General features: G+C 67.2%; 19 protein-coding genes. 8 read left to right on the top strand and 11 right to left on the bottom strand.

Going from position 1 to position 17800, the window contains the following annotated elements:
• Positions 1-64 precede the first annotated feature (64 nt).
• Together AAYO93_RS10440 and AAYO93_RS10435 are read left to right on the top strand one after the other, a co-directional pair.
• Positions 65-1318, top strand: coding sequence for a citrate synthase (locus AAYO93_RS10440; protein ID WP_345761117.1), 1254 nt, complete (start codon positions 65-67; stop codon positions 1316-1318).
• A gap of 74 nt (positions 1319-1392) precedes the next feature.
• Positions 1393-2031, top strand: coding sequence for a putative glycolipid-binding domain-containing protein (locus tag AAYO93_RS10435; RefSeq protein WP_345761116.1), 639 nt, complete (start codon positions 1393-1395; stop codon positions 2029-2031).
• 28 nt (positions 2032-2059) lie between these two features.
• Here the strand turns inward: AAYO93_RS10435 and AAYO93_RS10430 are convergent, their stop codons facing one another.
• From AAYO93_RS10430 to AAYO93_RS10420, 3 genes are all read right to left on the bottom strand, one after another.
• Positions 2060-3364 (bottom strand): MFS transporter, encoded by a 1305-nt coding sequence (locus tag AAYO93_RS10430; protein ID WP_434056687.1) that lies wholly within the window; start codon positions 3362-3364, stop codon positions 2060-2062.
• Positions 3365-3444: 80 nt separating this feature from the next.
• On the bottom strand, positions 3445-3885 hold the full coding sequence (locus AAYO93_RS10425; RefSeq protein WP_345761115.1) for a hypothetical protein: 441 nt from the start codon (positions 3883-3885) through the stop codon (positions 3445-3447).
• A gap of 79 nt (positions 3886-3964) precedes the next feature.
• A complete protein-coding gene (locus AAYO93_RS10420; RefSeq protein WP_345761114.1) occupies positions 3965-4360 on the bottom strand; it encodes a hypothetical protein in 396 nt (131 codons plus the stop codon).
• Between the two features lie 26 nt (positions 4361-4386).
• On the opposite strand from AAYO93_RS10420, the gene AAYO93_RS10415 reads away from it, so the two are divergent.
• From AAYO93_RS10415 to AAYO93_RS10400, 4 genes are read left to right on the top strand one after another with little or no spacing between them, the layout of a single operon-like run.
• Positions 4387-5352 carry an FAD:protein FMN transferase gene (locus AAYO93_RS10415; protein ID WP_345761113.1) on the top strand — a complete coding sequence of 322 codons (966 nt, stop codon included), beginning with the start codon at positions 4387-4389 and terminating at the stop codon, positions 5350-5352.
• Positions 5345-5902 (top strand): ferric reductase-like transmembrane domain-containing protein, encoded by a 558-nt coding sequence (locus AAYO93_RS10410; protein WP_345761112.1) that lies wholly within the window; start codon positions 5345-5347, stop codon positions 5900-5902. The genes AAYO93_RS10415 and AAYO93_RS10410 overlap by 8 nt, the downstream gene beginning before the upstream one ends.
• Complete coding sequence (locus AAYO93_RS10405; RefSeq protein ID WP_345761111.1) at positions 5899-7152, top strand: NADH-ubiquinone oxidoreductase-F iron-sulfur binding region domain-containing protein; 1254 nt, start codon at positions 5899-5901, stop codon at positions 7150-7152. The genes AAYO93_RS10410 and AAYO93_RS10405 overlap by 4 nt, the downstream gene beginning before the upstream one ends.
• An 11-nt stretch (positions 7153-7163) precedes the next feature.
• Positions 7164-7391: a ferredoxin gene (locus tag AAYO93_RS10400; protein ID WP_345761110.1), complete on the top strand. Its 228-nt coding sequence runs from the start codon at positions 7164-7166 to the stop codon at positions 7389-7391.
• 22 nt (positions 7392-7413) lie between these two features.
• Here the strand turns inward: AAYO93_RS10400 and AAYO93_RS10395 are convergent, their stop codons facing one another.
• The 7 genes from AAYO93_RS10395 to AAYO93_RS10365 all read right to left on the bottom strand — a co-directional run bounded on the left by AAYO93_RS10395 (position 7414) and on the right by AAYO93_RS10365 (position 14229).
• Entirely contained in the window at positions 7414-8487 is a 1074-nt protein-coding gene (locus tag AAYO93_RS10395) for a hypothetical protein (RefSeq protein WP_345761109.1), read from the bottom strand.
• Positions 8484-9086, bottom strand: a complete 603-nt coding sequence (locus AAYO93_RS10390; RefSeq protein WP_345761108.1) for an ATP-binding cassette domain-containing protein — start codon at positions 9084-9086, stop codon at positions 8484-8486. Before AAYO93_RS10390 ends, AAYO93_RS10395 begins: the two co-directional genes overlap by 4 nt.
• An 11-nt stretch (positions 9087-9097) precedes the next feature.
• Entirely contained in the window at positions 9098-10156 is a 1059-nt protein-coding gene (locus tag AAYO93_RS10385) for a peptidoglycan-binding domain-containing protein (protein WP_345761107.1), read from the bottom strand.
• A complete protein-coding gene (locus AAYO93_RS10380; RefSeq protein ID WP_345761106.1) occupies positions 10146-10721 on the bottom strand; it encodes a hypothetical protein in 576 nt (191 codons plus the stop codon). Before AAYO93_RS10380 ends, AAYO93_RS10385 begins: the two co-directional genes overlap by 11 nt.
• 14 nt (positions 10722-10735) lie before the next feature.
• Complete coding sequence (locus AAYO93_RS10375) at positions 10736-11341, bottom strand: hypothetical protein (RefSeq protein WP_345761105.1); 606 nt, start codon at positions 11339-11341, stop codon at positions 10736-10738.
• A gap of 10 nt (positions 11342-11351) precedes the next feature.
• A complete protein-coding gene (locus AAYO93_RS10370) occupies positions 11352-11693 on the bottom strand; it encodes a lactococcin 972 family bacteriocin (RefSeq protein WP_345761104.1) in 342 nt (113 codons plus the stop codon).
• A 73-nt stretch (positions 11694-11766) separates the two neighbouring features.
• Complete coding sequence (locus AAYO93_RS10365) at positions 11767-14229, bottom strand: ATP-dependent DNA ligase (RefSeq protein ID WP_345761103.1); 2463 nt, start codon at positions 14227-14229, stop codon at positions 11767-11769.
• Between the two features lie 106 nt (positions 14230-14335).
• Between AAYO93_RS10365 and AAYO93_RS10360 the strand changes: the two genes are divergently transcribed.
• Complete coding sequence (locus AAYO93_RS10360) at positions 14336-15175, top strand: Ku protein (RefSeq protein ID WP_345761102.1); 840 nt, start codon at positions 14336-14338, stop codon at positions 15173-15175.
• On the top strand, positions 15172-16137 hold the full coding sequence (locus AAYO93_RS10355; protein WP_345761101.1) for a DNA topoisomerase IB: 966 nt from the start codon (positions 15172-15174) through the stop codon (positions 16135-16137). The genes AAYO93_RS10360 and AAYO93_RS10355 overlap by 4 nt, the downstream gene beginning before the upstream one ends.
• 15 nt (positions 16138-16152) lie before the next feature.
• On the opposite strand, the gene AAYO93_RS10350 is transcribed toward AAYO93_RS10355, so the two are convergent.
• Positions 16153-17559: an MFS transporter gene (locus AAYO93_RS10350; RefSeq protein WP_345764862.1), complete on the bottom strand. Its 1407-nt coding sequence runs from the start codon at positions 17557-17559 to the stop codon at positions 16153-16155.
• Positions 17560-17800 lie beyond the last annotated feature (241 nt).

Genomic DNA, 17800 nt, shown 5'->3' with positions numbered 1-17800 from the left:
CTCAGTCTGATATTGCTCAATGCGGGCGTCAACGTTGATTCGATCAACCTCTTCAGGGAGTGCCATGCAGGAACAGGAGCTGCCCACGCTCACCGCGGAGCAGACCGCCGCGCGCCTCGGGATCAAGCTCGAAACCCTCTACGCCTACGTGGCCCGCGGGCGTCTCCGGCGCACACGCGGACCCGAGGGTTCGGCCTTCGATCCGCTCGACGTCGAGCGCTTCGCTGCATCAAGGCGATCACGCACCGCCCCGGCGGGCACCGCAGCTCACGGCCACTCCGACGGACAGCCGCTCATGGTCATCGAGACCGACCTCGCGCTCATCGAAGACGACCAGCTCTTCTATCGCGGGCGCGATGCGACCGACCTGGCCGCGCACGAGCCGTTCGAGCAGGTCGCGCACTGGCTGCTCGCAGGCGTCGACGATGCCCGGATGCGGTTCCGCGCGCATCCCGGGTCGGTCGCACGGGCGCGTTCCGTGTCGGACGCGATGCCGCCCTCCGCGACGCTTCGTGACCGCCAGCAGGTGGCCGTGACGACCTTCGCGACGCTCGATCCGCTCCGACACTCACTCGACCCCCTGACGGTCGTGTCGGCAGGGGAGTCGCTGGTCGCCGGGATGGTCGCCGTCCTCCCCGACGTGGGCCGCGCGCCCGTGACAGCGGCATCCGACCGTGACCCGCGCATCGCGGAACTGCTCTGGCCGAAGCTCACGCCACGGCCCGCGCAGCCCGCCGGAATCGCCGCACTGAATGCCGCCCTCGTGCTCCTCATCGACCACGACATGGCGATCTCGACGCTGGCCGCCCGTGCTGCCGCTTCCGCCCGCGCGAACGTGTACGCGGTCGTGACGGCAGGACTCGGTGCCCTCGACTCGGCGCTGCACGGCAACGCGAGCGTGGAGGTGTCACGGATGCTCGGCCGGATCATGGCCGGCGAGACACCCGAGCGCGTTGTCGCCGACACGGTCGCCAGCCGGGGAGGAGCTGTGCCCGGCTTCGGGCAGGTGCTCTACACCGGAACGGATCCGCGGGCGCGCGCCATCCTCGGGATGCTCGAAGCGGTCGACGGAGCAGCCCCTGTGCTCGATGCGGCGGAGCGGACGACGCGGATGATCCGGGCGCGCACGGGAGCGCATCCGAACGTCGACTTCGCGCTGGCGGCACTCACCCTCGCGACGGGGATGGCCGCCGACGCCGGAGAGGCGATCTTCGCGACGGCGCGGTCGGTCGGGTGGATCGCCCACGCCCTCGCGGAATACCGGGAGCGTCCTCTGCGGCTGAGGCCCGTCGGCCGATACGTCGAGCGGGTGAGCTGACTCCACCGTGTGTCCGAGGGTGCGCGTACCCTGACGAACATCGCCACGACCGCCACCGGACGGGAGGAACTTCCGTGAGCCAGCACACCGCCGACCGAACCCGATTCGTCGCCTGGCGCGGCGACGACGATCCTGACCGGCTTGAAGCTGCGACCATCACACTCAGCGCGGACCGGTTCGGTGCGCTCGGTACCTCGCGCGCCGCCGACTATTCGACGAGCTGGGCGCTCGAAACGGGCTCCGGATGGGTGACCGAACGTCTCGAGGTCGGCGTCACCGGGCACGGCTGGTGGCGTCACCTCACCCTCACGCGCGCCGCGGACGGTCACTGGTCGTCCGAGGCGGAGACGGGCGGCGACGCCGACCTTCCGCACCCGGGCATCGCCGATCCGGCGTCGATCGATGGTGCCCTGGACTGCGATCTCGCGCTCTGTCCTGTGACGAACTCGATGCCGATCCTGCGGCTGGGGCTCCTCGGCGCCACGGCGCCGGAGACCGAGCTGGTCATGGCCTGGGTGGACCTGCCGTCGCTGCGGGTCATCCGAAGCGACCAGGTCTACCGGGCCGTGCGTTCCTTCGACGCGGATGCGCGGTCCGCGGTAGTGAGGTACCTGAGTGCGAACCGGTCGTTCGTCGCCGACCTCACGGTGGACGAGGACGGCATCGTCATCGACTACCCGCAGCTCGCGCGGCGGATCGCGCCGATCGACTGACCTCCGGCGGGGCGGCAGACGCCCCGGATCAGGGCGTGGGGGAGAGCGCGTCGTAGTGACGGAAGGTGCGCTGGACGCGCACGATCACTCCGACCGCGACGATGATGACGAGTCCACCGAGAAGCGGAGGGAACCAGAGCGCGCCGGTGAGCGCGAGGACGCCGATGTACAGGTCGCCGAGACGCGGACCGCCGGCGACGACGACGGTGAAGATGCCTTGCAGCCGGCCGCGCATCACGTCGGGCACGGAGGCCTGCAGGATGGTGGTGCGGAAGATCGCGCTCACGTTGTCGGCTGCCCCCGAGCCTGCGAGGAAGAGGGACGCGACGACGAGGGCGGGCAGGTTGGCGTCGGCGATGTTCTGGCCGACGGCCGCTCCGCCGCTGCCGAAGGCCACAACGGCGAGCACGATGCCGAATCCGAGGATGCAGCCTCCGTACGCCATGATCGATCGCCCGACGGCCCGGCCCTGCCAGCGGACGTGCCCGATGCGGCCGGAGAAGACGCTGCAGACGAGGGTGCCGACCGCTCCGGCGGCGGTGAGGATTCCGACGGTCACCGGTCCGCCGCCGATGAGCAGTGCTCCGACCGCGGGGAAAAGCGCCCTGGGCTGCCCGAAAGTCATCGCGATGATGTCCAGGATGAACGTCATCCGGATGTTCGGAGCCGTCTTCAGGAACCGCAGGCCGAACATCACGGATTCGAGTCCAGGACTCTGCCGCTCGCCCTCAGGGATGATGCGCGGAAGGGTGAAGATGCCGAGGAAGGCTGCAGTGAACAGGAGCACGTCGATCGTGTACGTCCAGGGGATGCCCACGGTCGCCACGAGGAGGCCGGCCAGCGCGGGGCCGACGGTCACCATCACGCCCATGCTGATCCCGCCGAGCGCGCTGGCTGCGGGGAGCAGCCGGGTCGGCAGCAGGCGTGGCGTGATCGCCTGCCGGGTGCTGCCGATCACGGTGGCAGCGACCGCGTTGACCGTGGTGAGCACATAGAGCGGCCAGACGACCCGGATGTCGAGCCACGCGAAGACGGCGATTCCGGCGGTCGAGGTCCACGCGAGGATCGCCGACACGAGTGCGACGGTGCGCCGGTCGAACGAGTCGGCGAGTACGCCGCCGTACAGACCGAAGATCACCATGGGCGGCAGGGCGAAAAGGGCGACCAGGGCGACGGCGAGAGTGGACCCGGTGATGGCGAAGATCTGCAGGCCGACCGCCACGATCGTCATCTGGCCACCGATGCCGGAGATCGCGCCGCCGATCCACAGCCGTGCGAAGGCCGGACTCTCCCTCAGCGGGGAGAGGTCGACGAAATGGCGACGTCGCGACAGTGTGGGGCCTTCCGGCCCTGCGGGTGTTGCCTGCGGTTCGAGCGGCTCCGCGTCGTCGCCTCGGTCGCGGATCCGGTCGCTCAGAATCGCGGTTTCTTGCTCAGAGCCACAGCAGCGAGCGAGAACACGACACCGGCGAGCATGATCGTCACGGTGACGGCCTGCAGAAGGACCTGGAAGAACGGCTGGAACGGGGTGACGGACACCCAGAGCCACAGGATGGCGCCGATGAGCGTGATCACATAGCTGAATGTGCGCCGGGCCCAGAGCGCGTTGAGCGCAACGACGGTCGCCGCCACGGACACCTGGAACAGCGGCAGCGCATTCTGCGGCTGGTAGGTCCAGGTGGCGACGAGGCTCCAGACGCCGAAGACGAGCGTCGCAAGCACGACGAGCGTCGCGAGCAGGTTGCCCAGCGCGCTCGGCAGTTCAGCGCTGAGGCTGCGGACGAGACCGCCGACCTCGTCGTCTTCGACGACCTCGATCTCGTGCTGGTTCGATGCGATCTGTACTTGGCTCACAGCGAGAATCCTACGCTGCGACGACCCTTCACCGCGAAGCGCGGCGCCGGACAGGTCTTAGACAAATGATGGGTAATGCTCAGGGCGCTTGGACGCCGGGGTTCGAAGGTTGACCCATCGCATACGACAACCGCTCGACTCCGGAGGTGGAAGAAATGGATTCCCGTTCAGCAGGTAAGCGCACCGCAGCAGTGGTGACATCGATCGTCGGGCTGTCGAGCCTGGCGGCTGCGGGCATCACGTCCGTCGTGCTCTTCGCCGGTTCGCAGTCGACCGCATCGACCGGGACGTCCACCTCCGGATCCACGACCTCCGGATCATCGTCGTCGGACAGCTCCTCGACCGGCACCGGGTCCTCGTCGGATTCGTCGTCGGACTCGTCCTCGTCGGATTCGTCGTCGACAGGTTCGTCGTCGACCGGCACCGACTCATCGTCCGGCTCCTCGTCTGTCGGGCAGAGCCAGGGCGGCCCCACCCAGGGTCAGTCCTCGGGGTCATGACATGAATTCCGTGACTGCCGGCTGGGATCTGTGGAGCACATCCGCCCATCTCGTCGTGACCAAACCCAGTGTGCTCGAACCGGCAGAACGCATGGCCCGTGAGATCGCCGATGCGGTCGAGCTGGCGTGCAGCAGGTTCCGCGACGACTCCGAGCTCTCACAGCTCCAGTCCTCGCCGCGCCACGGCGTGGCAGTCCGGATCAGTCCTCTGCTCGCCGACCTCGTTCGCGCGGCCCTGTGGGCTGCCGCCCTGACCGACGGCGCTGTCGACCCGACGCTCGGCAACGACCTGATCGCCCTCGGCTACGACCGCGACCTCGCCCGTCTGACCCCGCCGACCGAAGACGGTTCGTTCACGATGACGGCGGTATCCAGCCGCCCTCCCGGCTGGCGGCGGATCACACTCGACGGGGACCTCCTCGCCCTTCCCGATGACCTGCGACTCGACCTCGGCGCCTCAGCGAAAGCGTTCGCAGCCGACCGGATCGCGGCACGCATCGCGACTGAGCTCGGGTGCGGAGTGCTCATGTCGCTCGGCGGCGACATCGCCACCGCAGGGCCGGCCGTCGGCGGTCGCTGGGAGATCCTCGTGCAGGACACGGCAGATGATCCCGCCCAGCAGGTGGCCGTGCCGGCACGCGGAGCGATGGCGACCTCGAGCACCCGCAAGCGGCGCTGGAGTCAGTCCGGCGTGACGCGTCACCACATCCTCGACCCGCGATTCGGCCTCCCGGTCGAACCGGTCTGGCGCAGTGCGACCGTGGCTGCGCCATCATGCCTTGGTGCGAACGCGCTGAGCACGGCCGCGATCGTGCGCGGGAGGGACGCTCCGTCCTGGTTGACCGCGATGGGTGCGGATGCGCGCCTCGTCGATCGCGCCGGCCGTGTCGTGACGACGGGTGCCTGGCCGGCCGACGATGCGCTGAGCGCAGCAGCCCGGATCCCGCTCGAGGTGAGCCATGGATGAGGCACTGTGGGCGTTCGGGCGCGCCAGCGGCGTCATCGCCCTCGCTCTGTTCACCATCTCGGTGCTGCTCGGCATCACGAACCGATCCGGCCGTCCGCTGCCAGGAATGCCGCGATTCTCGGTCGCGCTCGTGCACCGCAACGTCGCACTCTTCGCATCCATCTTCCTCGTACTCCACGTCGGCACGTTGATCCTCGACCCGTTCTCGAAGCTCACGCTCACCGATGTGGTGATCCCGTTCGTCGGAACGTTCAAGCCGTTATGGCAGGGCCTGGGGACCGTCGCGTTCGACCTCGTGATCGCGATCGTGGTGACAGGGCTGCTGCGCCGCCGGATCGGAGCGCGCACCTTCCGCTTCGTGCACTGGTTCACCTACGCCATGTGGCCGGTCGCCATGCTGCACTCGATCGGAAACGGGACCAACGGAACGAGCGGATGGTTCATCCTCTTCTCCGTCGTCGCATCCGCTCTGGTGCTCGCCGCTGTGATCTGGCGTCTCTCGGCGCGATTCGGCGAGACATCCCGAACCCGACAGGAGACGCTCTCATGACCATCGTCGATGACGCGCCCCTTCTCGGGCGCGAGGGTGCCGCCCTGGTGGACCTCAACCGCCTCTTCGCCGCCGGAGCCACGGCCGACCTTTCGACCCATCTCCGCGCGCACGGCGCCTTCGATCCGCGCGCAGTCGCGCCCGGACTCCTTCGTGAGCTCGAGCGCTCCGGTCTGAGCGGGCGCGGTGGCGCCGGCTTCGCCGCCTGGCGGAAGCTCGAGGCGACAGCGAACGCAGCGGGGGAGCGCGTCTTCGGAGGTTCCGCGGCCGTCATCGCGAACGGCGCCGAGGGCGAGCCCCGCAGCTGGAAGGATGCCGTGCTCCTCCACAACGCGCCACACCTCGTCATCGACGGACTTCTGGCGGCCGGGGCGGCCCTGGGAACCTCGCGCCTCTATCTCTATGCCTCCGAGGCACGTCTCGACACGGTTCGGGCAGCCGTTGCCGAGCGCCAGGATGCGCGGATCATCACCCTCGTCGCCTCAGCGGATACGTTCATCTCGGGCGAAGCCTCAGCGGTCGTGAACGCGATCGAGAACCATGACGCGAGGCCGCGCGATCACGTGCGACGCCTCAGTGAGAGCGGTCTGCGCAAGCGGCCAACGCTCGTACACAACGTCGAGACGCTCGCACACGTCGCACTGATCGCGCGGCACGGGGCGGACTGGTTCCGGGGGGCCGGCACAGTGCGCGATCCGGGAACGCGGCTCGTGACGGTGTCGGGCGATGTCTCCCGCGAGGGGGTCTTCGAGATCGCCGGCGACATGCGGGTACGGGACGTCCTGGCTGCAGCGGGCGTCGACCGTGACTCCGTCTCGGCCGTGCTCGTGGGCGGCTACCACGGGACCTGGTTGCGTGGGAATCAGCTCGACCTGCCGCTCTCCGCCGCAGGACTCGCGCCCGCCGGCGCCGCGCCCGGCGCAGGAGTGCTCATCGTGCTCGGCCGTCACCGTTGCGGGGTCGCCGCCACGGCCGACATCGTGGAATACCTGGCCTCCGAGTCGGCGCGGCAGTGCGGGCCGTGCATGTTCGGGCTCCCGGCTCTCGCACAACGGATGTCCGCGCTGGCGGCCGGTCGTGTGCAGCGGGATGCGGTGGGGGAGGCTGCGCGTCTCGCCGATTCGGTCACAGGGCGCGGCGCGTGTCATCACCCGGACGGCACCGCACGCCTGGTGCGGAGTGCGCTCGTCGCCTTCGCCGATGACGTGGAAGCGCATGCCAGTGGTCGCTGCACACGGGCCGAGGCCTGAGGAGGCTTGATATGGCCACGACGCGATTGCACATCGACTGGACCGCCTGCGACGGGCGCGGACTGTGCGCGGAGCTCCTGCCGCACCTGATCGGGCGCGACGAGTGGGGTTACCCGGCTGCGCTCACCGGCGGCGTCTCAGCCCGCAGCGACATTCCGATCGGGCAGGCCGACCTCGAGGCGGCCGATGAGGCAGTGGCTCTCTGCCCGTTGGTCGCCCTGCGGCTCCTCGCCGATTAGTGCGCGGCGACGAACTGCCGCATCAACGATCTTTGAAGTAGCGGAAGAGGTTCTTCTCGCGAGTCAGTGCGAGTGCAGCCGCAGTGCCCAGGCAGATTCCGGCGAGCGCCGCGAACGGGATGAGCAGACCAGAGACGAACGTCGAGAGGACGTCTTCGCGATTGCCTGTGGCGGCGAACAGTGCGGCGACAGCCGTGCACAGGCCAAGAACAGGAACGGCCCAGCTCGCCGTCTCGAGGCCGACCATCGTGGCGAGGCTTCGGCGTGCGAGCCCGCTGTGCAGTGCTGCGGCCAGCTCCATCCGCCTCAGTCTGACAGCGAGGAGGCCGAGGACGATGCCCACCACAACGGACACGGGTGCAGCCGCTCGCGTGATTCGGGCGTCCAGTCGAGCCTGCCCGTCGAAGGTGGACCCGAGGCTCGAGTTGAGCTGGCCGAGCACCGGCTTGGTCTCCTTCTCGCTGGCGCCCGGCCTCAGCGTGGTCAGGAGGATGGCCGCGAGGTTGGGCATTGCCGGCCAGACGTCTGTCCAGCACTCGTCGAACGGGTCGGCATCCGTGGTCACGATCAGCGCGGTATAGCCGAACCCTCTTCTGCGGCCGTCGTCCGGGTACTCGAACGTTCCTGCGACCGTGGTCGCGCCGGAGGTCGTCTCCAGGGTGTCCCCAGCCTTCAGCCGCAGGGTTTCAGCGGCCTCGGCCTCGAGGACGATCCCGGCGCCCTGCATGGACTCGCCGGTGAGCAGCCGCGGGAATCCCTGGGTGACTTCTTTCAGGTTGACCGGCGAGTTCGGCAGGGCTGCTGGTCGCAGCCAGGGCTCTCGGCTCCGAACGGCACCGGCGGCGGTGACGCCATCGAGTGAGTTCAACGCTTCGCACCTCGCGCCGTCGATGCCGCCGTCCGCCGTCAGGGTGAGCGTGGATGCTCCAGCTGCGCGAAATTCGTTGGCGTCGTGGACGATCTGGCGGATCGCGAGTTGGTCCGCGCAGAGCAGCGAGACGACGACTGCGCCGGAGGCAATCGTGAAGGTGAGCGTTCGCGTCGTTCCCGAGCGGATGTTCCGCCACGCTTCCCGCGCGACCGCTCGTGTCCTCATCCGTCGCCGTCCGGTTGGGGCTGCACGTCGCCGAGGTCGAGGTGATCGGTGCAGGCGTCGCGCGTCCGTTCGTCGTGGGTCGCGACGACGACGATCGTGTCCTCACTGGCGGTGACCGCGATCGCCGCGTTCACGCTGGCCGCTGTAGCGGGGTCGAGCTGGGCGGTCGGCTCGTCGACGAGGAGCACGCCGGGTCGCGTGGCAAGTCCGCGCGCGAGCATCAGACGCTGGGCTTCGCCGCCCGAGAGCTCACGAAACGGACGCTCGGCCACATGGTCGAGCCCGAACAGCTGGAGCTGCTCCAACGCTCGCGCGTCCGCTTCGTCCGGGGCCATCCCGGCAGCGAGGTACGGCAGGGCCACGTGATCGACGGCCGTCCTCCGAGCAACGCCGTGCGGGTTCTGGAAGACCCAGCTCACCCGTGCGGGCGCGTCCGTGACCACATCGCCTTCGGCCGGCGGCAGCCAGCCGGCGAGGATGCTGAGGAGGGTGCTCTTTCCCGACCCCGATGGACCGGTCAGTGCGTAGACACGACCGGGAATGAGTTCCGTGTCCAGTCCGCGGAACAGCCACGGGCGATTCGCGAAGCGGTGTCCCACGTTCCGGAGTTTCATCGACACGATGTCTTCACTTTCGGTGCGATCTGGACGCTCGTCGGAGGCTTCGAGTCGTCGAATGTCACGAACGTCTGGCCGAGTTGCGAACCCGTGACCGTGACCGGACGCGTCGCGCCACCGGTGCTCACGCAGCCCTTCGAATCGACGACGTTGAAGACGGCGCTCGGAGGGACCACGGCGATGCCGATCGGTGCGGCCAAAGCAAACGAGACAGTGATGGATGGATCTTCGTCGCTGGTGAGTCGCGCGTTCGCCCCGACGAGTCGGGTGAGCGCAGCCAGTTCTGTGTCACCGAACGAGCCGTCGGAGGCGACCGGGAACTTCTTTCCCGCAACGTCGACGATGCGTTCTCCGGGCACGAGATCTGCCGGCAATTCTCGGATGCCGGCGTGAGCTAGTGCCCCTGCGACGTGCGCGACGGGCGTGCCTGCCCCCACCGTCGCTCCGGCGACGGCGTCACACGACGCAAGTGTCACGGTTGGCGCCGGGATCCAGACGATGCGGGAGAGGCTCGCCACCTCAGGCGCTGCGCGCGAGTCTCCGACGGCGGCGAACGCGGCGTTCAACGCCGAGAGCGTTGACCGTCCCATCACCCCGTCGACGGAGACCTTGTGGCCGAGTCGGGCCAACTCGCTCTGAAGCGCGCGCACATCGTCGCCGGTGTCTCCGCGTGCCAGATCACGCCACAGCGGCATCGAGGTGGCCAGAGTCACAGCCGGCCGGCCGTCGACCGAGAGGAGCGAGGCGCCAGACGTGGCCGTGGCCCCGACGGAGCACGTGGACGAGGTGATGCGTCCGCCCGCGGGAGCGTCGACGGACACTTCCGGCAGCCGTGTGAGCTCGAGTTCGACGGACCGCTCGTCGCCGAACGTCGACTGGGTGACAGGTGCTGTCGAGGCGTCGCGAGCGGGCTCGAGCACCTTCGGAGACGACGGCGAGAGGAGCACCGCTGTTCCCGCCACCCCGACGGCAAGCACGAAAACGGCACCGACGGCAGCTGCCGCCCACTCGCCCCGCAGGGACTCTTGCAGTGTGCGTGGTTTATTGCCCACGGATCAGTCCCAACGGGTCGGCCGCGCACTCGTCGTAGACATCTCGACCGCTTTCCGTGTCCCGGAATGCGAACGCGCCGCCGTCGTTGTCACGGCGGTACTGCTTGACGTCGTAGCCAGGGGGAACGACACCTTTCCTGACGAAGCACGCCGCCATGATCGTGTCGGTATCGAGGTTCTCGGGATTCGCTTTGATGTTGCGGTAGAGATATTCGATCGGATACTCGCCGGATTCGTCGGAGCATTTCATCGCAGCAGCATGCGCTCGGTCGGGTCCCATTTGCGGCGAGAAGGTGTATTCACTGGACCCGTCCCACTGGAAATCCGTCGTCATGAGGCCGGCCCCATTCATGCATTTTCGGTATCTGTCTGTCATTTCTACGTACTCCTGCTCCGCGATCTTCCCGTCACGTAGTACGTCGCGCACGAATTCGAAGTCGGCGTCGCGGAACTGTTCGGCGAACTCGGTGGCCCACGGGCCTTCAAATTCGGGCACCGCTGGTTGTGGTGACTTGGCCGGAGCGCACGCGCTGAGTGCAACGATTGTCGCCGTCAGACCGATCAATTTGACTATCACTCTCATCGATCGGCCTGCGTACCGAATATCAGCCCCAGGGGATCCGAAGCGCACGCCGTGTACGCCTCGTCGCCGCTCTGCTTGTCAACGTATGGGTACGAGCCGGTGTCGCTGTCGCGACGAAAGTCTTCCGGCGAATAGACCGGTGGAACGACGCCCTTTCTCACCAGACACGACGCCATGATTGTGGGCTCGTCCAGGTTGTCTGGATTGCTCTTGATCCAGAAGTAGAGCGACGAAATCAGGTTCTCGCCAGCTTCCCTGGAACATCGAACCTCGGCCTCGTTGGCTCTGTCTGGCCCCAAGGAGGGCGCAAACGTGGTCTCCATCGACCCATCCGGGTTGAAATCAGTGAATGTCACGCCGGCCGACGCGAGGCATTTTCGGAACCTGTCGGTCATTTCTCGATGTTCCTGGTCGGTGATCTTTCCGTCCTTCAGCACCTCGCGAACGAAGTCGGACTCGGCTTCCTTGTAATGGTCCGCAAACTCACCAGCCCAGGGCCCGGCGAAGCTGGGAGGCTTCGCTCGGGCCCCGGAAGCGTGTGTCGCGCACCCCGACGCAAGAACGGCGATCAAAGCAATGACGGACGCGCGAACGATGCGCATGACCAATAGCTCAGCCCACGTTGTAGAACGCTGTGTTGCCAAAGCTGCCTGCGGGCCTGGACTTTTTCGCCTCAACGCCAGCTTTAACCCAGTCTCCGTAAGCGCATCCCGCTGTTGCGCAAGCAGTCGCCTTGTGCTTCCGTGACTTGTGCTGGTACTCCGAGTACACCTGATCGTTGCTGCCGCCTAACCAGCGGACGCCGTAGTTCCAGGTTCCGCCCTCCGGATATGCGGTGGTCGCGTTCGCAATCGTTCCCCCTCCAAGAACGAGCGCGGTGATGAGGCCAACGGTGGCTCCGGTCTTGGCAAGTGTCTTCACAAATTCTCTTTCCTCGATGTCACGATCGGGCATTTATGCCTCGGTCAAATAACATGCAAGCACAGGCAGAAGGAGAGAATCAAATCCGGCACGAAGGAGGCGACGGCTACGCCTCAGCAGTGTTGATGTCCGCGACCGCCTTGTCGGATCGCAACCCGCGCCACGACGGCTGGCGCAGCCGACGCGTCGGCGTCCACTCCGCGAACTCGACCTCACCGACGAGGTCGGCCCGCACCCAGTGCGCATCACGCGCATCCAGCGACGGCACATCGCTCACCGGGGGAGTCTTGCGTTCGCGCGGCCGCAGCAGCTTCAGCAGGTCGTCGAGTTCCGCATCCGTGAAACCGGTGCCGACGCGACCGACGTAGCGGAGGCCATCCCCGTCGGGGAACCCGAGCAGCAACGATCCGATGGTGTTCGAACGACGTCCGTTGCCCGGTCGCCAGCCGGCGATCACGATCTCGAGGTCGCGATGGTTCTTGATCTTGATCCAGGTGCGCGCGCGGCGGCCAGGCGTGTACGTGCCGTCGCGCTCCTTCGCCATCACGCCCTCGAGGCCGAGTTCCTTGCTGCTGGCGACCGCGTGCGCCAGGTCGCCGGCAAAGGCGGGCGGCACCTGGATGCTGCTGCCTTTGGATGGGCGCACCAGCTTCTGCAGCGCGTCGCGCCGGTCGTCGTAGGGCTCCGTGACCAGTTTCGTCCCATCGAGTTCGAGCAGATCGAAGAGCATGAAATGGGCGGGCGCTCGCTTGGCCGCCGCCTCCACTTCGTGCGGACGGGTGAGCTTCATGCGCGTCTGCAGCAGCCCGAAATCGGGTCGTCCGCGATGATCGAGGGTGACGACTTCCCCGTCGAGTATCGCCTCGTGGTCGCCGACCAGGTCGACGAGCGCCTGGAGTTCCGGGTAGCTGACCGTCTGGTCGATACCGTTGCGGCTGGTCAGCGCCAGCCGCCCGTCGGAGACGGTCGCGATCGCGCGGATGCCGTCCCACTTCATTTCGAAGGCCCAGTCCGTTTCGTCGAAGATCTCCGCGGCGCTGCCGAGGGTCGCGAGCATGGGAGCGATCGTCGATGGGGTGGCTCGCGGCGCCGGCGGGGTGGAATCCCGCTTCGTCGCCGACGCCGCCGACTTCGCTCGTGAGCCCTTCGGCTGTGCATCCTTCTCGTCGGCCGGCTTCATCAGGTGGATGAGCCAGTTCTGGTCGGCCTTGCCTTCGCCGCCCGTGTGGATGAGGGCGAACCGCTTGTCCCCCTCCAGGCCGCCGCCATGAGACCCGTGCAGCGTGACGATGACCTCTTTGCCGTCCCGCCACTTCTCCACGTCGTAGTCGCCCGCATCCCAGATGTCGACGTGGCCCGCGCCGTATTCCCCGTGAGGAATGTCTCCCTCGAAGGCGCCGTATTCCAGGGGATGGTCTTCGACGTGCACGGCGAGATGGTTGGTCCCGGTATCGGTCGGCACGCCTTTGGGCAGCGCCCAGCTGACCAGTACTCCGTCGTGCTCGAGCCGGAAGTCCCAGTGCAGACGCCGGGCATGGTGCTCCTGGATGACGAAGGTGCGTCCGGTCGTCGAATGCGGGATCTCGTCGGGTACCGGCTCCGGAGTCTTCGAAGCGTCGCGTTTGCTCCGGTATGTCGTGAGGCGGTCCGCGGCCGCCGCGTGGGGATCGTCGAGTTCGGCCGCCGACAGCTCGGCGAGCGGGTCGCCCCGCTTCTTAACCCGCCGCAGCACCTCCTCGAAGTCGAGGTGCGCGAGATCCTTGGAGGCGAGCTCCTTCCAGGTGCGCGGAGCCGCGACCGTCGGATGCAGGCGCCCACGCAGCGAGTATGGCGCGATGGTCGTCTTGGCGGCGTTGTTCTGGCTCCAGTCGACGAAGACCTTGCCTGCCCGGATCGCCCGTTTCATGTCGCTGACGACGAGGTCAGGATGGTCGGCTTCGAGAGCACGCGCGAGTTCATGCGCGACGCCGGAGACCGCATCCGAGTTCTGGCTTCCGTCGAGAGCCGCGTACAGGTGGATTCCTTTGCTGCCGCTCGTCACCGGGAACGGCTCGAGCCCCATGTCGGTCAGGATGTCGCGGGCGAACCGGGCGACCTCCGCGCATTCCGCAAGCGTGACGCCGTCACCCGGGTCGAGGTCCAGCACCAGTCGGTCGGGGTTCTTGGGCTGCCCGTTCCGCCCGAAGCGCCACTGCGGAACGTGGATCTCCAGCGAGGCGATCTGGGCGAGCCAGACGAGGGTCGCCTGGTCGTCGACGAGCGGATACGTATTCGTGCTGGTCTTGTGGCTGATCGTGCCGCGGTGCAGCCAGTCAGGCGCCGACGAGTCGAGGTTCTTCTGGAAGAACACCTCGCCTGGTTCGTCCTCGGTGCCGACGCCGTGTACCCAGCGCTTGCGGGTCGCCGGGCGCCCGCGGGTGTGCGGGAGCATCACATCCGCGACCGTGGCGTAGTAGTGGATGACCTCGGCTTTGGTCGTTCCCGTGGCCGGATACATGACCTTGTCGAGGTTCGTGAGCTTCAGCCGGTGACCGTCGATGTCCACGATCTCGGTGTCGTTGTTCGCCATTCAGCCCTCGTCCGTCCGTCGGGATCGCTGTGCGCCACCACGCTACGCCGGGCCAAAACGTCAAGTAAAGGTTGAAATAGGGCCGATCAGTGATGGAATAGTTGCCATGAGGGCCATTTGGACGGGCGCCATCACCTTCGGACTCGTGAACGTACCGGTCAAGGTGTACAGCGCGACAGAGGACCACGACGTGCAGCTGCACCAGGTGCACGACGCCGATGGGGGGCGCATCCGCTATCAGCGCCGCTGCGAGATCGACGGCAAGATCATCCCCTACGAGCACATCGCGAAGGCGTACGAGGCGGGAGACAAGACCATCATCCTGACGGATGAGGACCTTTCGTCCCTGCCCGCTGAGCGCAGCCGCGAGATCGACGTCGTCGAGTTCGTGCCGAGCGACCAGATCGACCCGATCATGTTCGACCGCAGCTACTACCTCGAACCGGACTCGAAATCGGTCAAGGCGTACACACTGCTGCGCCGCACCCTCGAGGATGCGGACCGCACGGCGATCGTGCTCTTCGCGCTCCGGCAGAAGACCCGCCTGGGAGCCCTCCGGGTCCACGGCGACGTGCTCATGCTGCAGGCGCTGCTCTGGGACGACGAAGTGCGCGAAGCGAGCTTCCCGGCACTCGAGGAGCGCACGCGCCTGACCGAACGGGAACTCGACCTGTCGAACGCGCTCATGGAGAGCTTCGCGGGCGACTTCGCGCCCGAGAAGTATGCGGACGAGTACCAGGAGGAGCTCCGGAAGCTGATCGACGCGAAGCTCGAGCGCGGTGACACCGTCGACACGGCCGAGACGTTCGGCGAGGAGGCGGAGAAGCAGACGGGCGGCGGCGAGGTCATCGACCTCATGGAGGCCTTGCAGCGCAGTGTGGAGCGCAGCCGCGCATCCAAGAAGCCGGCGAAGGCTGCGCCAGCGAAGAAGCGCAAGCCCGCGTGACGCGACTCCGGCACAGCGACCCGGCTGGACCCGGGTATCGCCGTGTCGACTCGCGGAAAGGCCCCCGCTACGTCGATGAGGCGGGCAACCCGCTCGTCGACGAACGCGAGCTGGAGCGCATCCGGTCTCTCGTCATCCCGCCCGCCTGGACGGACGTCTGGATCTGCGCGCAGGCGAACGGGCACATCCAGGCCGTGGGCACGGATCAGGCCGGCCGGCGCCAGTACCTGTACCACGAGTCGTGGAGGGTTCACCAGGATCGCATCAAGTTCGACCGGGCGCTCCAGCTCGCCGGCACCCTCCCTGCGGCGCGCAGCCGCGTGACCAGGGACCTCCGGAGCGATGGGCTGGGGCGCGACCGCATCCTCGCCGCCGCCTTCCGGATCATCGATCTCGGCTCCCTTCGGATCGGAAGCGAGGAGTACCTGCATGCGAACGGCAGCCGCGGCCTGACGACACTTCTCTGTCGGCATGTGCGGATCGACGGCGACGAGGTCACGCTGACCTTCCCTGCGAAGAGCGCGCAGAAATGGACGTCCACCATCACGGATGCCGACGTCGCGCTGCTGCTCGGCGAGATCGCGGACGAGCGCGGCCCACGGTCGCGGCTGCTGTCGTGGCGCGACACGCAGTGGCACAACATCCGGCCGGCGTCGCTGAACGAGTACATTCAGGGGGCGACCGGGGGAGAGTTCACCGCCAAGGACTTCCGCACCCTGCACGGCACGATCGTCGCGGCCGAATCACTGGCGCATCTCGGCACGGCCGGTACGGATTCGCAGCGGAGGAAGCGGATGACGTCAGCCGTCTCCGAGACCGCCGCGGCTCTCGGCAACACACCGACGATCGCCCGCAACAGCTACATCGATCCGCGGGTCTTCGACCGCTACCGCTCCGGCGAAGTGATCGACGTCTCGCGGGGGCGCACACCGGAGCCTGCTTTGCTGGAGCTCATCGGCTGAGGTCGCGCCGTCCGGTCACGTGTCAGTGTCGGATTCCGACAGTGGCTCAGCGACGTCCTCGAGCGACTTGCGTTCGGCATCGACGCCGAGGAAGACCTCGACGAGGCCCGCTGCGATCATCAGACCGGCGCCGATGTAGTAGCCGATCGCGACGGCCTGGATTCCACCGCTGATGAGCTGTCCGAAGAGGATCGGGCCGATGATGCCGCCGATTCCAGTGCCGATCGCGAAGAAGAATGCGATCGCCATCGCCCTCGTCTCCATCGGGAAGATCTCGCTCACCGTGAGGTAGGCCGCACTCGCCCCGGCGGATGCGAAGAAGAAGACGACCATCCAGCAGACCGTGAGCCAGAACGCGTCGAGCGCTCCGGCCGAGAACAGCATCGCTGTCCCGACCAGCAGGATGCCCGAGCCGATGTACGAGGTCGAGATCATCACCCGGCGGCCCACCGAATCGAAGAGATGGCCGAGGGTGACCGGGCCGAGCAGGTTGCCGATGGCGATCGGCACCAGTGACCACGGTGCGACGTCGGCCGGAACGTGGAGCAGCTTCGTGAGCACGAGCGCGTAGGTGAAGAAGACCGCGTTGTAGAGGAAGGCCTGACCGATGAACAGCGACAGGCCGAGCACGACACGCTTGGGGTACTGGGTGAATCCGACACGTGCGATCTCGCCGAATCCGGTCGACCTGCGCTGATGGATCTCGAGCGCCTTGTCCTGAGGCACGTCGGGAAGCGCCTCGTCCGTCTCGGCTTCGATGTCGTGCTCGATCTCGCCGACGAGCTTCTCCGCTTCCTGGTCGCGACCGTGGATGAACATCCAGCGCGGCGACTCCGGCACGTTGCGGCGAACCAGCAGGACGACAAGCCCCAGCACCGCACCCAGCCCGAACGCGAGGCGCCAGCCGAGTTCCGGCGGGAAGATGCTCGTATCCAGGAGGAACACCGTCAGCACGGCACCGAACGCCGTCCCCAGCCAGTACGAGCCGTTGATGGCCAGATCCACCACGCCGCGACGTCGGGCGGGGATCAGCTCATCGATCGCCGAGTTGATGGCGGCGTACTCGCCTCCGATGCCGGCGCCGGTGAAGAACCGGCAGATGAAGAAGACGATCGGCGTGAACGAGAAGGCCGTCGCGACCGTTGCGAGCAGGTACAGGCCGAGCGTGATGATGAACAACCGTTTCCGGCCGAACCTGTCGGTGAGATAGCCGAACACGAGCGAGCCGGTACATGCGCCGGCCACGTAGATCGCAGCCGCGAGCCCCACCTGAGCGGTCGTCAGTCCGAGCCCGCTGGAGGGCTCGGTGAGCCTGCTGCCGACCGCGCCGACGATCGTGACCTCCAGTCCGTCGAGGATCCAGACGGTCCCCAGTCCGATCACAACGAGCCAGTGGAATCGGGACCAGGGCAATCGGTCCAGGCGTGCCGGAATCAGGGTGTTGATCGTCGTGAGCTTCGTCGCGTCAGTAGTCACGTCACGACCGTACGATCGCGGGTCTCTCACCGTCAGGGGTTGACACTTCGAGCCGTCGGTGGTGCGCGGTTATAGCCGAAGGGCGAACGCGATGTCAACCCCTTTCGGGGGTATCTCGCCCATGTTTAGCCTTGGCGTGGCTGGATGCCCGATCGTAGCCGGCCACTACAAAAGAAGACGACGGAGA

It is taken from the genome of Diaminobutyricibacter sp. McL0608, from assembly GCF_039613825.1.
Classification (GTDB): Bacteria; Actinomycetota; Actinomycetes; order Actinomycetales; family Microbacteriaceae; genus Diaminobutyricibacter.
Note: the sequence above shows the minus strand (reverse complement) of the source record. Positions and strands in the feature narration are given on the sequence as shown.